The sequence below is a fragment of the Zoogloea oryzae genome, from assembly GCF_030161255.1.
Taxonomy (GTDB): Bacteria; Pseudomonadota; Gammaproteobacteria; order Burkholderiales; family Rhodocyclaceae; genus Zoogloea; species Zoogloea oryzae.
Genome location: NZ_BSPX01000098.1, coordinates 1 through 12,683 on the forward strand (window position 1 = coordinate 1; position 12,683 = coordinate 12,683).

Annotated in this window: 13 protein-coding genes; 10 read left to right on the forward strand and 3 right to left on the reverse strand. The window is 67.6% G+C overall.

Going from position 1 to position 12,683, the window contains the following annotated elements:
• Nucleotides 1–806 (reverse strand): exodeoxyribonuclease VII large subunit (gene xseA, locus QQK25_RS20660; RefSeq protein ID WP_284189659.1); only part of this gene is annotated, 806 nt, incomplete at its 3' end.
• 299 nt (nt 807–1,105) lie between these two features.
• On the opposite strand from xseA, the gene QQK25_RS20665 reads away from it, so the two are divergent.
• The 8 genes from QQK25_RS20665 (at nt 1,106) to QQK25_RS20700 (ending at nt 7,873) form a co-directional block, all read left to right on the forward strand.
• Nucleotides 1,106–1,711 carry a MotA/TolQ/ExbB proton channel family protein gene (locus QQK25_RS20665; protein ID WP_284189660.1) on the forward strand — a complete coding sequence of 202 codons (606 nt, stop codon included), beginning with the start codon at nt 1,106–1,108 and terminating at the stop codon, nt 1,709–1,711.
• A gap of 10 nt (nt 1,712–1,721) precedes the next feature.
• Complete coding sequence (locus QQK25_RS20670; protein WP_153160941.1) at nt 1,722–2,144, forward strand: ExbD/TolR family protein; 423 nt, start codon at nt 1,722–1,724, stop codon at nt 2,142–2,144.
• 27 nt (nt 2,145–2,171) lie between these two features.
• Nucleotides 2,172–3,182 carry a tetraacyldisaccharide 4'-kinase gene (lpxK, locus tag QQK25_RS20675; protein WP_284189661.1) on the forward strand — a complete coding sequence of 337 codons (1,011 nt, stop codon included), beginning with the start codon at nt 2,172–2,174 and terminating at the stop codon, nt 3,180–3,182.
• Nucleotides 3,163–3,351 (forward strand): Trm112 family protein, encoded by a 189-nt coding sequence (locus tag QQK25_RS20680; RefSeq protein ID WP_284189662.1) that lies wholly within the window; start codon nt 3,163–3,165, stop codon nt 3,349–3,351. The genes lpxK and QQK25_RS20680 overlap by 20 nt, the downstream gene beginning before the upstream one ends.
• A complete protein-coding gene (kdsB, locus tag QQK25_RS20685; RefSeq protein ID WP_284189663.1) occupies nt 3,348–4,115 on the forward strand; it encodes a 3-deoxy-manno-octulosonate cytidylyltransferase in 768 nt (255 codons plus the stop codon). The genes QQK25_RS20680 and kdsB overlap by 4 nt, the downstream gene beginning before the upstream one ends.
• 58 nt (nt 4,116–4,173) lie before the next feature.
• Nucleotides 4,174–4,827: an adenylate kinase gene (gene adk / locus QQK25_RS20690; RefSeq protein WP_153160944.1), complete on the forward strand. Its 654-nt coding sequence runs from the start codon at nt 4,174–4,176 to the stop codon at nt 4,825–4,827.
• A gap of 90 nt (nt 4,828–4,917) precedes the next feature.
• The gene (locus tag QQK25_RS20695; protein WP_284189664.1) at nt 4,918–6,183 is read left to right on the forward strand and encodes a 6-phosphofructokinase; all 1,266 of its coding nucleotides are present in this window, start codon (nt 4,918–4,920) and stop codon (nt 6,181–6,183) included.
• Entirely contained in the window at nt 6,173–7,873 is a 1,701-nt protein-coding gene (locus QQK25_RS20700) for a gamma-glutamyltransferase family protein (protein ID WP_284189665.1), read from the forward strand. Before QQK25_RS20695 ends, QQK25_RS20700 begins: the two co-directional genes overlap by 11 nt.
• Before the next feature lie 6 nt (nt 7,874–7,879).
• On the opposite strand, the gene QQK25_RS20705 is transcribed toward QQK25_RS20700, so the two are convergent.
• Both QQK25_RS20705 and murJ read right to left on the reverse strand, forming a co-directional pair.
• On the reverse strand, nt 7,880–8,509 hold the full coding sequence (locus QQK25_RS20705; protein ID WP_284189666.1) for a YbhB/YbcL family Raf kinase inhibitor-like protein: 630 nt from the start codon (nt 8,507–8,509) through the stop codon (nt 7,880–7,882).
• 45 nt (nt 8,510–8,554) lie between these two features.
• Complete coding sequence (murJ, locus tag QQK25_RS20710) at nt 8,555–10,093, reverse strand: murein biosynthesis integral membrane protein MurJ (protein WP_284189667.1); 1,539 nt, start codon at nt 10,091–10,093, stop codon at nt 8,555–8,557.
• A 172-nt stretch (nt 10,094–10,265) separates the two neighbouring features.
• Here murJ and QQK25_RS20715 point away from each other — a divergent pair, with 172 nt between their 5' ends.
• Both QQK25_RS20715 and tilS read left to right on the forward strand, forming a co-directional pair.
• Entirely contained in the window at nt 10,266–11,234 is a 969-nt protein-coding gene (locus tag QQK25_RS20715) for an acetyl-CoA carboxylase carboxyltransferase subunit alpha (protein WP_284189668.1), read from the forward strand.
• Nucleotides 11,221–12,579 (forward strand): tRNA lysidine(34) synthetase TilS, encoded by a 1,359-nt coding sequence (tilS, locus tag QQK25_RS20720; RefSeq protein WP_284189669.1) that lies wholly within the window; start codon nt 11,221–11,223, stop codon nt 12,577–12,579. Before QQK25_RS20715 ends, tilS begins: the two co-directional genes overlap by 14 nt.
• Nucleotides 12,580–12,683 lie beyond the last annotated feature (104 nt).

The following is a 12,683-nucleotide window of genomic DNA, read 5'->3' on the forward strand; positions in this document are numbered from 1 at the left end:
GCCGCGGTGGTGGGCGTGGCGGCGCGCAGGTCGGCGGCGAAGTCGGCGATGCTCACGTCGGTCTCGTGGCCGACGCCGACCACCACCGGTAGCGGGCAGGCGCGGATCGCCCGGGCCACGGCTTCGTCGTTGAAGGCGGCGAGGTCTTCCAGGCTGCCGCCGCCGCGCACCAGCAGCAGCACGTCGTTGCCGTCGGCTGCAGCCCGGGCGCCGGCCTGGCGGATCGCCGCGGCGATGCGGGAGGCCGCGCCGTCGCCCTGGACGAGGGTGGGATACAGGCACAGCGGCAGGTGCGGCGCGCGTCGGGCAAAGGCCGCGATCACGTCCTGCCAGGCGGCAGCCTGGGGCGAGGTGACCACCGCGACACCCCGGGGAAAGCGGGGCAGGGCGCGCTTGATCGCCGGTTCGAACAGCCCTTCGGCCTCCAGCCGCGCCTTGAGGCGGAGGAAGGCTTCATACAGGTTGCCCACGCCGGCGTGGCGCACCGACTCGACATTGAGCTGGTAGTCGCCCCGGGCTTCGAAGAGGGTGACCAGGGCACGCACTTCCACCCGCATCCCGTGCTCGAGCTTGAAAGGAAGCATCTGCGCGCGGTTGCGCCACATGGTGCAGCGCACCTGGGCGTCGGCATCCTTGAGGGTGAAGTAGAGATGGCCGGACGCGGCGCGGGTGAGGGTGGAGATCTCGCCGCCGACCCATAAAAGGGGGATGCTGCCCTCCAGCGCCTCGCGCGCGGCGCGGTTGAGCCATGAGACGGAAACGACTTCGCCGGGCTTGACTTCTGCAGAATTTCGGAGGGGGTTCATGGGCGCGGATTCTACCGGAATCCACATGTACCTCTGATCCACGTCAAAAAAAACCGGCCGCCGGGCTTGACTTGGGTTAAAAGTTGTAAGTTGTTGATTTTAAACGAAAGTGCTTGTCGCTTAATTTTTGACCCGAGTAGGAAAAAGCCTTACCCGCTGCGGGTTTAGGGTGTTCGCCGGGCAACAATCCACAAAGTTATCCACAGATTTTGTGGATTGTCCTGAGCGCCTTTCGTGTTGCTCTCCTCCCGAGGGCAGGTTACATTCTCGGGCTTCGTACGATTCGCAGGAGTCCTCGCGTGTTCGCCATTCTTCAGGCTGCCGGCTGGCCAATCTGGCCCTTGTTGTTTGCTTCCATCGTTGCCGTGGCGCTGATCATCGAGCGGCTCTTGACGCTGCGCCGCAGCAAGATTCTTCCCGATGGCCTGCTCGAAAAGGTCGTGAGTGAATTGCGTCAGACCGGCGCAACCCCCGAGATGATCAACCGCGTGGCCCTCAGTTCGCCGATGGGCCGGGTGTTCGCGGCCGGCCTGCGCAACATGCGCAGCTCCCGCGAGGTGATGAAGGAATCCATCGAAGAGGCCGGCCGCGCCGTGACCCACGATCTGGAGCGCTTCCTCACCACCCTCGGTACCATCGCCTCGATCAGCCCGCTGATGGGCCTGTTCGGCACCGTGGTCGGCATGATCGAGATCTTCGGTTCCCAGACGCCGGGCGGTTCCAACCCCCAGCAGCTGGCCCACGGCATCTCCATCGCGCTATACAACACCGGCTTCGGTCTGGTCATCGCGATGCCGAGCATGATCTTCTGGCGCCACTTCCGCGCCACCGTCGATGGCTTCGTGATCGAGATGGAGCAGCAGGCGATCCGTCTCGTCGAAGTGGTCCACGGCGAACGTCGCTGAGGCAGAACCCATGAATTTCGGCCGTGGCCGCTCCCGCGAGGAGCCGGAGATCAACCTGATCCCGATGATCGACGTGCTGCTGGTGATCATCATCTTCCTGATGCTCACCACCACCTATTCCCGTTTCGCCGGGCTGGAGATCAACCTGCCCACGGCAGATGCCCAGGCCAGCAACGAGAAGGCCGTCGAGGTGAACGTGGCTGTCACCGCCACCGGCGAGGTCGTCATCAACAAGCGTGCGGTCAGCGGTACCGGCATTCCGGCTATTGCCGCGGCGATGCAGGCCGTGGTGCCGGCCGGCGCCAAGGACCCGGTGGTCATCATCAACGCCGACGCCAAGGCTGCCCACCAGCGCGTGATCGACGTGATGCAGGCGGCCCAGCAGGCCGGCCTGGTGCACATCTCTTTCGCCACCCAGGCGGCCCAGCGCTAGTCCCTTCCGAGCCATTCAGTCTTCTCCATGCCACGCAGCGCCCCCGGCTTCTGGCAGCACCGTGGGGCAGCGGCATGGAGCCTGCTTCCCCTCTCCCTCTTGTTCGGATTCCTCGCTGGCGCGCGTCGCCGGCTTTTTGCGCTCGGGCTGAAGAAGGCCGAGCGGCTGCCGGTGCCCGTGGTGGTGGTGGGCAACATCGCGGTCGGCGGGAGCGGCAAGACACCCATCGCCCTGTGGCTGGCTGCCGAGCTGCGCGCCCGCGGCAAGCGGCCGGGCATCGTCAGCCGGGGGTACGGCGGAACGGTCGAAGGCGTGGCCGAAGTGCCCGTAGGCGGCGATCCAACCCGCTTTGGCGACGAGCCGGTGCTGATGGCTGCGGCGTCCGGTTGCCCTATTTTCGTCGGGCGTGATCGTCCGGCGGCGGGGCGGGCCTTGCTGGCGGCGCATCCCGATGTGGATGTGCTGATCGCCGACGACGGCCTGCAGCATTACCGGCTGGCCCGGGACGTGGAGATCGTGGTGGTTGACGAAGCCACCCTCGGCAACCGCCTGCGCCTGCCTGCCGGCCCGCTGCGCGAAGGCGTCGGGCGGCTGGCCGAGGCGACGGTGATCCTCGCCCACGGCGGGCTCTCGGCCGATCTGGCTGCTGCAGTGAAGCCGGTGCCGGTGTTCGATTTTCATCTGGCCGGTGGCGCTTTCGAGCGCGTCGGCAACCGGGCCGAGCACTGCGTGCCGGCCGATCTGAAGGGGCGGCGCGTCCACGCGATGGCCGGCATCGGGCGGCCCGAACGCTTCTTTGCCCAGCTCGAAGCCATGGGCCTCACCATCGAAAGACGGCCGTTTGCCGATCATCACGCCTTTACCGCCACCGATGTGGCGGTGCCCGATGGCGATGTACTTCTGATGACCGAGAAGGATGCGGTAAAATGCGCGCCTTTCGCCCCGGCCGACAGCTGGGTGTGGCCGGTCCGGGCGCAGCTTGCGCCGGGCGCGGCAGAACTGATTGTGGAGAAGATCGATGGATCCCCGACTGCTTGAAATCCTGGTTTGCCCCATCACCAAGGGCCCGCTCGACTTCCACAAGGACAAGCAGGAGCTGTGGAGCGTCAGCGCCCGGCTGGCCTACCCGATCCGCGACGGCATCCCGGTGATGCTCGAAGAAGAAGCCCGCGCCCTGACCGAAGAAGAACTCGCCCAGGCCCGATGAGCGTCCCGTTCAAGATCGTCATCCCGGCCCGCCATTCGTCGAGCCGGCTGCCGGGCAAGCCGCTGCTGGACATCGCCGGCAAGCCGATGGTCCTGCGCGTGCTCGACCGGGCCGTGCAGGCCGGCGCCGACGAAGTGTGGGTGGCTACCGATCACTCCGGAATCGCCGAAGTGGTCGAAGCGGCCGGTGGCAAGGTGATCCTCACCGCTGCCGATCATCCCTCCGGCACCGACCGCCTCGCCGAAGTTGCGACGCAACTGGGCTGGGCCGACGACACGCTGGTCGTCAATGTGCAGGGCGACGAGCCGCTGATTCCGCCCCAGCTCATCGCCGATGCCGCCGCCGCGCTGGCCGCTGATCCGGCCGCCGCCATCGCCACCGCCTGCCATCCCCTCGAATCCGTCGACGAGTTCTTCAACCCGAACGTCGTCAAGGTGGTGATGGGGGCCGACGGCCGCGCGCTGTATTTCTCCCGGGCCCCGATCCCCTGGGCGCGGGACGCCTTCGCCGCCGACCGCAGCACGCTGCCCGCCGGGTTGCCGGCTTTCCGGCACATCGGTCTGTACGCCTACCGGGCGGGCTTTCTCAAGCGCTATTCCACGCTCGCGCCTTCGCCGCTGGAGCAGTGGGAAGCCCTCGAACAGCTGCGGGCGATGGCCCACGGCTTCCCGATCCAGGTCATGGTGCTCGATCACGCGCCACCCGCGGGCGTCGATACCGCCGACGATCTCGAGCGGGTCCGCCGCGTGTTTGACCTTACGTAAGTTTCAAGTTAAGTTCGTTGTTCCACATCGCTGCGACAATAACCAGAGGAGGGTAAGCATGCGTCTGATTCTGTTGGGACCGCCGGGAGCCGGCAAGGGCACTCAAGCCAATTACATCAAGGAAAAATTCGGTATTCCGCAGATTTCCACCGGCGACATGCTGCGTGCGGCCGTCAAGGCCGGCACCCCGCTGGGTATCGAGGCCAAGAAGGTCATGGATGCCGGCGGCCTCGTGTCCGACGACATCATCATCGGGCTGGTCAAGGATCGCCTGAAGGAAGCCGACTGCCAGTCCGGCTACATGTTTGACGGCTTCCCGCGCACCATTCCGCAGGCCGAGGCCATGAAGGCCGCCGGCGTGCCCATCGATTTCGTGCTCGAGATCGACGTGCCCGACGAGGAAATCATCGGCCGCATGTCCGGTCGCCGTGTTCACGTGGCTTCCGGCCGCACCTATCACGTCAAGTTCAACCCGCCCAAGGTTGAAGGCAAGGACGACGAGACCGGTGAGCCGCTGATCCAGCGTGACGACGACAAGGAAGAGACCGTCAAGAAGCGTCTGGATGTCTATCACTCCCAGACCAAGCCGCTGGTGGCCTACTATTCGGACTGGGCTGCCAATGGTGAGCCGAACGCGCCGCAGTATCGCAAGATCGCTGGTCTGGGCAAGGTCGAGGAAATCCGCGACCGCGCCTTCGACGCGCTGAAGTAAGCGCCCCTCGCGTGGCACCAGGGCCGGCCTTCACAGCCGGCCCTTTTCATTTCTGGGCAGCGAGCGCTGCTTGGCTGCACGGTGGATGCGATGACAGCAAACCCGCTTCACGGAAATCTCCTCTATGCCCAGTCGGGCGGCGTCACCGCCGTCATCAACGCGTCGGCGGCGGGCGTGATCGACGAGGCCCGATCCCACCCGGACCGCATCGGCCGCGTGCTGGCCGCGCGTAACGGCATCCTCGGCGTGCTGCGCGAGACGCTGGTGGATACCGCCGGGATCAGCGACGCCGATCTGGGCCGCCTGCGTGCCACGCCGGGCGGCGCGTTCGGCTCGTGCCGCTTCGACCTCGATCCGCTCGAGCGCAACGCGGCCCAGTACGACCGGCTGTTTGCGGTGCTGGCGGCCCACGACGTGCGCTACTTTTTGTACAACGGCGGCAACGGGTCGATGGAAACCTGCCGCCAGATCCAGACCGCCGCCGACGCCCGGGGCTATCCACTTACCGTGGTCGGTGTGCCCAAGACGGTGGACAACGACATCGTCGGCACCGACTGCTGCCCGGGTTTCGGCTCCGCCGCCAAGTATCTGGCCACCTCCGTCCGCGAAGTGGGGCTGGATCTCGCCGCGATGACCACCAACGATGGCCGCGCCTTCGTGCTGGAGGTGATGGGGCGCAACGCCGGCTGGCTCGCCGCGGCCTGCGCCCTGGCGGCCGACGACGCCGACGCCGCGCCGCACCTCATCCTGCTGCCCGAGGTGGCTTTCGACGAACAGGCTTTCCTGGCAAGGGTGAAGGCCGTGGTCGAGCGGGTCGGGGCCTGCGCGGTGGTGGTGGCCGAGGGCATCTGCGGGCCCGACGGCAAGATCCTGGCGATGCAGGATCGGAATCAGAAGGGCTACATCCAGCTGGGCGGCGCCGGCGAAGTGGTGGCCGAGCGCATCCACGCCTGCCTGGGCTACAAGGTGCATTACGCGCTGGCGGATTACCTGCAGCGTTCGGCCCGGCATCTGGCCTCGAAGACCGACACGGCCCAGGCCGCGGCGGTGGGCAAGGCGGCGGTGCGGCGGGCGCTGGCGGGGCAGCAGGGCGTGGTGGGGATCGAACGCCTCGCCGATTCGCCCTACCGCTGGCGCACCAACCTGTCGCCCTTCGAGGCGGTGGGCAACCTGGAACGTCGGCTGCCCGCCGAGTTCATCGCGGCGGACGGCTTCGGCGTCACCGACGCCTTCCGGCGCTGGTGCCGTCCGCTGATTGAAGGCGAGGACTGGCCGCGTTTTGCCGGTGGCCTGCCGGATTACCTGCGCCTGCAGTTGCCGCTGCTCGCGGCCCGCCTGCCGGGCTATGCGCCTTAGCGGCCTGCTGCTGTTGTTCGGCCTGGCGGCTTCGGGCGCCCGGGCCGAACCGCCGCCGCCGGAGATCGCCGCCGGCTTCGAGATTTCGCCACCTGCCACGGGCGCGCGATTCATGGCGGTCACCGCCAATCCCCACGCCACCGAAGCCGCGGTCGCCATGCTGCGCCAGGGCGGCTCGGCGCTGGATGCGGCGATTGCCGCGCAGATGGTTCTGGGCGTCGTCGAGCCCCAGTCGTCGGGAATCGGCGGGGGTGGGTTGCTGATGCACTTCGATGTGCGCAAACAGCAGATCGATGCCTGGGACGGGCGCGAGACCGCGCCGCTGGCCGCATCCACGTTTCCTTTTACCGATGCCTCGGGCGCGCCCCTTGGCTTTCGCGATGCCGTGCGTGACCCGCGGGCGGTGGGCACGCCGGGGCTGGTGGCGATGCTTGCCGCTGCGCATGCCGCGTCTGGCCGACTGCCGTGGGCTGTGCTTTTCGAGCCGGCGATCCGGCTGGCGGAAGACGGCTTTGCGGTGTCGCCGCGGCTGCATCGCCTGCTGGCGCACGAGGGCCGCTTCGTTGATCCGGCGCTCCAGGCCCACTTCTTTGATGCTGACGGACGGCCGTTGCCGGTCGGGCATCGCCTGCGCAATCCGGCCCTCGCCGACAGCCTGCGTCGGATTGCCGCGGAAGGCACTGAGGCGCTGCGATGCGGCCCGCTGGCCGAGGCGATCAGCGATGCCGTGCGGGGTGGCCTGTCGGCGGACGCAGCGGATGCGCGGGGCTTGCTCGGTCAGCGGGATCTGCTGGCCTACGCGCCGATCCGGCGGTCGGCGCTGTGCCGGCCTTTCCGTGACTACCGGGTGTGTGGGTTCCCGCCGCCCAGCTCTGGGGCGACCACCGTGCTGGCGATGCTGGGCATCTGGCAGGCCTTGCCGGCTGCCCCTGCGCCCGATTCCACTGCCTTCGCCCATCGCTTTGCCGAGGCCGGGAGACTGGCTTACGCCGACCGGGCCGGTTGCGTGGGCGATCCGGCTTTTCGGCCGGTGCCCGTGGCGGCACTGCTCGATGCGCGCTATCTGGCCCGGCGTGCGGTGCTGGTCGGTGACCTGGCGGGCCCGGCCCGACGGCCGGCGGGTATCGAATGCGCAGCGCCGGGTGAGGAGGGCGAGCGGCCATCCACCACGCATCTGTCCATCGTCGATGGCGCTGGCAACGCGGTGGCGCTCACCTCATCCATCGAGGACGCCTTTGGCAACCGGCGGATGGCCGGTGGCTTTCTGCTCAACAACCAGCTCACCGATTTCTCGACGGAAGGCGCCAACCGGCTGGAGCCGGGCAAGCGCCCGCGCAGCTCGATGGCGCCGACGCTGGTGTTCGACCGGCAGGGCCGGCTCTACGCGGTGCTCGGCTCGCCGGGCGGCAGCCAGATTCCCAACTACGTGGCTCAGGCGCTGCTGGGCTTGCTGGAAGGTGGCCTCAGCCCGGCGCAGATCGTGAGCCAGCCGCGCCTGGGCAGCCGCAACGGCCCGACGGAAGTGGAACGCGGCCGGATGGCGCAGGACGTGATCGACGGCCTGCGGGCCCGCGGGCATGCGCTGCGTGAGGTCGACATGACCAGCGGCATCGCGCTGGTGGTGCGTGGCGGAAAGGGCTGGATCGGCGCGGCCGACCCGCGCCGGGAAGGGCGGGCCGGCGGAGAGTAATGCCCGTTACGCCGGAACGGCGGGGTTGAGGCTGTAGCTGACGGTGAGGCTGGCCTGGGCCAGGATGTGGCCGGCGATGGCGTCGCGCACCTGCTGGCCGGTGAAGATGCCCTCGACCGGCACGCGGGGGATGTCCAGTGCGAAGACGGTGAACACGTAGCGGTGGCGGATGGAGTCGTTCCAGGGCGGGCAGGGGCCGTCGTAGCCGAAGTAGTTGCCCTTCATCTGCTCGTCGCCGGCAAACCAGCCGGTGTAGTCGTTGATGCCGTGTCGGCCGCCGCCCGGGGCGTCCGGGCCGGACTTGCCATTGGGGGTGACGCTGCTCGAATGGGCGCCGGCCTCGATGGCGGTGGTGCCGGCGGGCAGGTCCACCAGCACCCAGTGGAAGAAATCGACCCGCGGCAGGTCGGCCGGCACGCTGCGGCCTTCCTGGTTCACGTCGTCGCCGCGGCTGGGCACGTCGGGGTCGTGACAGATCACCGCGAAGCTCTGCGTGCCGGCGGGCACGCCGCTCCAGGCGAGCTGCGGGTTGCGGTTGGTGCTGAGGGCCACGTGGCCTTCGGCAGCCGGCACACAGAAGGCGAATTCGCCGGCAATCGGGGTGCCGTCGGTCAGGCTCTGGCTGGTCAGTTGCATGCTGATGTCTCCGGGTTGTTCTTGAAGCATTACCCGGATTTTATTTCAGCTCGTGCCGCGGCGGCGGAAGTCTTTGACCCGGAAACCCAGGGCGAACAGGGTGGCGAAATACACCAGGATGCCGCCGATCACCAGCACCAGCAGACGGATCGTCCGCTCGGTGCCCGGATACTTGAGCCACACCGCGTCGGCGCCCACCGCAAACCACACCGCCAGCCCCAGCACCACCAGCGCCACGCCCAACTTGGCGCCGAACTTGGCCCAGCCCGGCTGGGGCATGTAGATGCCGCGCTGGCGCAGGCCGCGGTAGAGCATGCCGGCGTTGATGCACGAGGCAAGGCCGATGGACAGCGCCAGCCCGGCGTGCTGCAGCGGGCCGATGAACACGAGGTTCATGAGCTGGGTGACCGCCAGCGTGATGAGGCCGAACTTAACTGGCGTGCGCACGTCCTGGCGGGCGTAGAAGGCCGGCGCCAGCACCTTGACGAGGATCAGCCCGGCTAGCCCGGCGCTGTAGGCGACCAGCGCGGTGCGCGTCTGGAAGACGTCCGCGGCGGTGAATGCGCCGTGGTAGAAGAGGGTGGTGATGAGCGGCACCGCCAGCAGGGCCAGGCCCAGTGCGGCCGGCAGGGTGAGCATCAGGGTGAGGCGCAGGCCCCAGTCGAGGAGCGACGAGAACTCGGTGGGGTTCTTGTCGGCGTGCATCTTGGAGAGGCTGGGCAGCAGGATGGTGCCCAGCGCCACGCCCAGCATCCCGGCCGGAAACTCCATCAGGCGGTCGGCGTAATACAGCCAAGACACGCTGCCGCTGGGCAGGAAGGACGCGAACACGGTGTTGATGAGCAGCGAGATCTGGCTCACCGACACGCCGAGGATGGCCGGCGCCATCAGCTTGAGGATGCGCCGCACGCCCGGATCGGAGAAATCCAGCGAGAAGCGCGGCAGCATGCCGATCTGCGCCAGGGGCTTGAGCTGCAGCACCAGCTGGGCAAGCCCGCCGATGAACACCGCCCAGCCCAGCGCCATCACCGGCGGATCGAAGTAGGGTGCGGCAAACAGAGCCATGCCGATGAACGACAGGTTGAGCAGCACCGGCGTGAAGGCCGGGATGGCGAAGCGGCTCCAGGTGTTGAGCACGCCGCCGGCCAGCGCCACCAGCGACATGAAGAAGATGTACGGGAAGGTGATGCGGGTGAGCTGTACGGTCAGCTCGAACTTGGTGGCGTCGTTCGAGAAACCCGGCGCGGTGGCGTAGATGATGAACGGGGCGAAGATTGCGCCGATGATCGAGACGATCAGCACCACCAGGCCCAGCGCGCTGGCCACGTGATTGACGAGGCGGTGGGTTTCGGCCTCGCCGCGCTTGTTTTTGTACTCGGCCAGGATGGGTACGAAGGCCTGGGAGAAGGCGCCTTCGGCAAACATCCGCCGCAAGAGGTTGGGTAGGCGGAAGGCCACGAAGAAGGCGTCGGTCTCGACGCCGGCGCCAAAGGCCCGGGCGACCACGAAATCGCGCACGAAGCCGAGGATGCGTGACAGCAGCGTCATGCCGCTGACGGTGGCGAGGGCGCGCAGGAGATTCATCGAAGCCATGAAGGGGGAGGGGCCGCGGAGCGGGTAAAAGGACGGGATGTTAGCGGCTTGTTGCGCTGTGCAGCAATGCGATTTGCCTGTCGGGCGTGGTGTCTGCCCGCCCGTTGGGTTTCTTTCGGGGCGATGGGGTAAAATGCGTGAAATTTTTTTGAGCCTGCCCCCAATGAAAACGACCTTCCTGGATTTCGAGCAGCCGATTGCCGAGCTCGAGGCGAAGATCGAAGAACTGCGCTTCGTGCAGGACGATTCGGCCGTGGATATCTCCGAAGAGATCGCCCGCCTGGAACAGAAGAACTTTGGTCTCACCAAGGACATCTACGCCAAGCTGTCGCCGTGGCAGTGCGCCCTCGTGGCCCGCCACCCTCAGCGGCCGTACACCCTGGACTACGTCGAGCACATCTTTACCGACTTCGAAGAGCTCCACGGCGACCGCAGCTTTGCCGACGACAAGGCCATCGTCGGCGGTCTGGCCCGCTTCAACGGCCAGCCGTGCATGGTCATCGGCCACCAGAAGGGCCGCGACACCAAGGAAAAGATCTTCCGCAACTTCGGCATGCCTCGCCCCGAGGGCTACCGCAAGGCCCTGCGCCTGATGCGCCTGGCCGAGAAGTTCGGCCTGCCGATCTTCACCTTCGTCGACACCCCGGGCGCCTATCCCGGCATCGACGCCGAGGAGCGCGGCCAGTCCGAGGCCATCGGCCACAACCTCTACGAGATGACCAATCTCAAGGTGCCCATCATCTGCACGATCATCGGCGAAGGCGGCTCCGGCGGCGCGCTGGCGATCGCCGTGGGCGACCAGCTGATGATGCTGCAGTACTCCACCTACTCGGTGATCTCGCCGGAAGGCTGCGCCTCCATCCTCTGGAAGAGCGCCGACCGGGCGCCGGACGCCGCCGAGACGATGGGCATCACCGCCGGCCGTCTCAAGTCCCTGGGGCTGATCGACAAGGTGGTGAACGAACCCGTGGGCGGCGCCCACCGGGATCACCGGGCGATGGCCCAGAGCCTCAAGCGGGCGCTGCAGGATGCGCTGCGTCAGGTGTCCGACCTGTCGCCGTCCGAACTCCTCGAACGGCGTTTCGAGCGGCTGATGAGCTACGGCAAGTTCAAGGAAATTGCCGTCGACTGATCTGCCTGCCCGCGTCGCGGCGAGCTGGCAGCGCCTGCCAGCACCCGCGGGGCGCATCCGGGTCGGTCTCTCCGGCGGGCTCGATTCCACGGTTCTCCTTCATCTGCTCGCGGGCCTTCGCGGGCAGTTTCATTTCGATCTGATCGCCACCCACGTGCGCCACGGCCTTGTGCCGGGTTCGGCGGCGTGGGGTGACGCCTGCCGTGGGCTGTGCGAGCGGCTGGACGTGCCTTTTGCCGTGCACGATGTGACGGTGGATCGCGCCCATCCCGGCGGCCTTGAGGCTGCCGCCCGCGATGCCCGCCGGGCCGTGCTGCTGGAAGGCGGCGTCGACTGGCTGGCGCTCGCCCATCATCGGGATGATCAGGCCGAAACAGTCCTCTTTCGCGCCCTGCGCGGGGCTGGCGTGCGCGGCGCTGCCGGGATGCGGGCGATCGTCCCGGGTGGGGGCAAGCCCGGCCTGTGGCGACCGCTGCTGGACGTACCCCGGTCGGCGCTGATGGCCCATGCAACGGCTCATGGCCTGGGCTGGATCGACGACCCGAGCAATGCCGACAGCCATTTCTCGCGCAACTTCCTGCGTAACGACATTCTGCCGGCCGTGAGCGCGCGTTTTCCCGGCGCGGCGGCGGGGCTGGCGCGTCTCGGCCGACTTGCTGCCGAGGCGTCTGACCTGCTGGACGAACTGGCCGACGCTGATCTCGCTGCGCTGGCAAAGCCGGGTTCGAGCCACTACCTGCACACCCGTGCCCTCGGGCTCAGCTCGCCCCGCCTGCGCAACGTGCTGCGCCGCGTGCTGGCCGTGGCGGGCGAGGCGATGCCGGATGAGGACTCCCTTTGCGAAATCGAACGCCAGTTCCGCGCCGATGCCGCGCCGGCCGGGCTGCGGCTGCCGGTGGGGGCGTCGGCGCTGTGCATCTATCGCGACGAATGGTGGCTGGAAGCTATTGCTTGCTCGCCCGCACCCGATGCCGTCGGCTGGTCCGGTGAGCCAACGGTGGATTGGGCCGGTGGTGAAGTCTGCTTTCAGCCTGCAACGGGGAAGGGGCTGTCTGCGGCGCTGCTGGCAGGGCAGCCGTGCGTGCTGCGTCGGCGTGGGGGTGGGGAGCGGATGCGCCTGCATCCGGCCGGTCCGTCCCGGTCCTTGAAAAACCTGCTCCAGGAAGCCGGTGTGCCGGGTTGGCTGCGGGATGAACTACCGCTGCTGTGGGTGGGGGATCAACTGGCGTGGATCGCCGGAGTTGGTGTGGCGGCACAGTTTGCGTGCCCGCCGAGCGAGAAAGGCTGGCTGCCCGTCTGGTCATGCTGGCCGGGCGAGCGTGAACTTGATGGAGTTCAAGTCTGACTTGAACGGGAGTGTCAGTAATTTTGTGTTCGAGGCGGTCTTGATTCTTCCTGCGCTGCCGTGGCAGCGCAGGAAGAATCGGCTCACCGTGCCATCGCCGGGAT

Bases quoted from the DNA above. Each gene is read 5' to 3' on its own strand.
- QQK25_RS20670 (WP_153160941.1), top strand. From the start codon at position 1,722: ATGAATTTCGGCCGTGGCCGCTCCCGCGAGGAGCCGGAGATCAACCTG.
- lpxK (WP_284189661.1), top strand. From the start codon at position 2,172: ATGCCACGCAGCGCCCCCGGCTTCTGGCAGCACCGTGGGGCAGCGGCA.
- QQK25_RS20680 (WP_284189662.1), top strand. From the start codon at position 3,163: ATGGATCCCCGACTGCTTGAAATCCTGGTTTGCCCCATCACCAAGGGC.
- kdsB (WP_284189663.1), top strand. From the start codon at position 3,348: ATGAGCGTCCCGTTCAAGATCGTCATCCCGGCCCGCCATTCGTCGAGC.
- adk (WP_153160944.1), top strand. From the start codon at position 4,174: ATGCGTCTGATTCTGTTGGGACCGCCGGGAGCCGGCAAGGGCACTCAA.
- QQK25_RS20695 (WP_284189664.1), top strand. From the start codon at position 4,918: ATGACAGCAAACCCGCTTCACGGAAATCTCCTCTATGCCCAGTCGGGC.
- QQK25_RS20700 (WP_284189665.1), top strand. From the start codon at position 6,173: ATGCGCCTTAGCGGCCTGCTGCTGTTGTTCGGCCTGGCGGCTTCGGGC.
- QQK25_RS20705 (WP_284189666.1), bottom strand. From the start codon at position 8,509: ATGCAACTGACCAGCCAGAGCCTGACCGACGGCACCCCGATTGCCGGC.
- murJ (WP_284189667.1), bottom strand. From the start codon at position 10,093: ATGAATCTCCTGCGCGCCCTCGCCACCGTCAGCGGCATGACGCTGCTG.
- QQK25_RS20715 (WP_284189668.1), top strand. From the start codon at position 10,266: ATGAAAACGACCTTCCTGGATTTCGAGCAGCCGATTGCCGAGCTCGAG.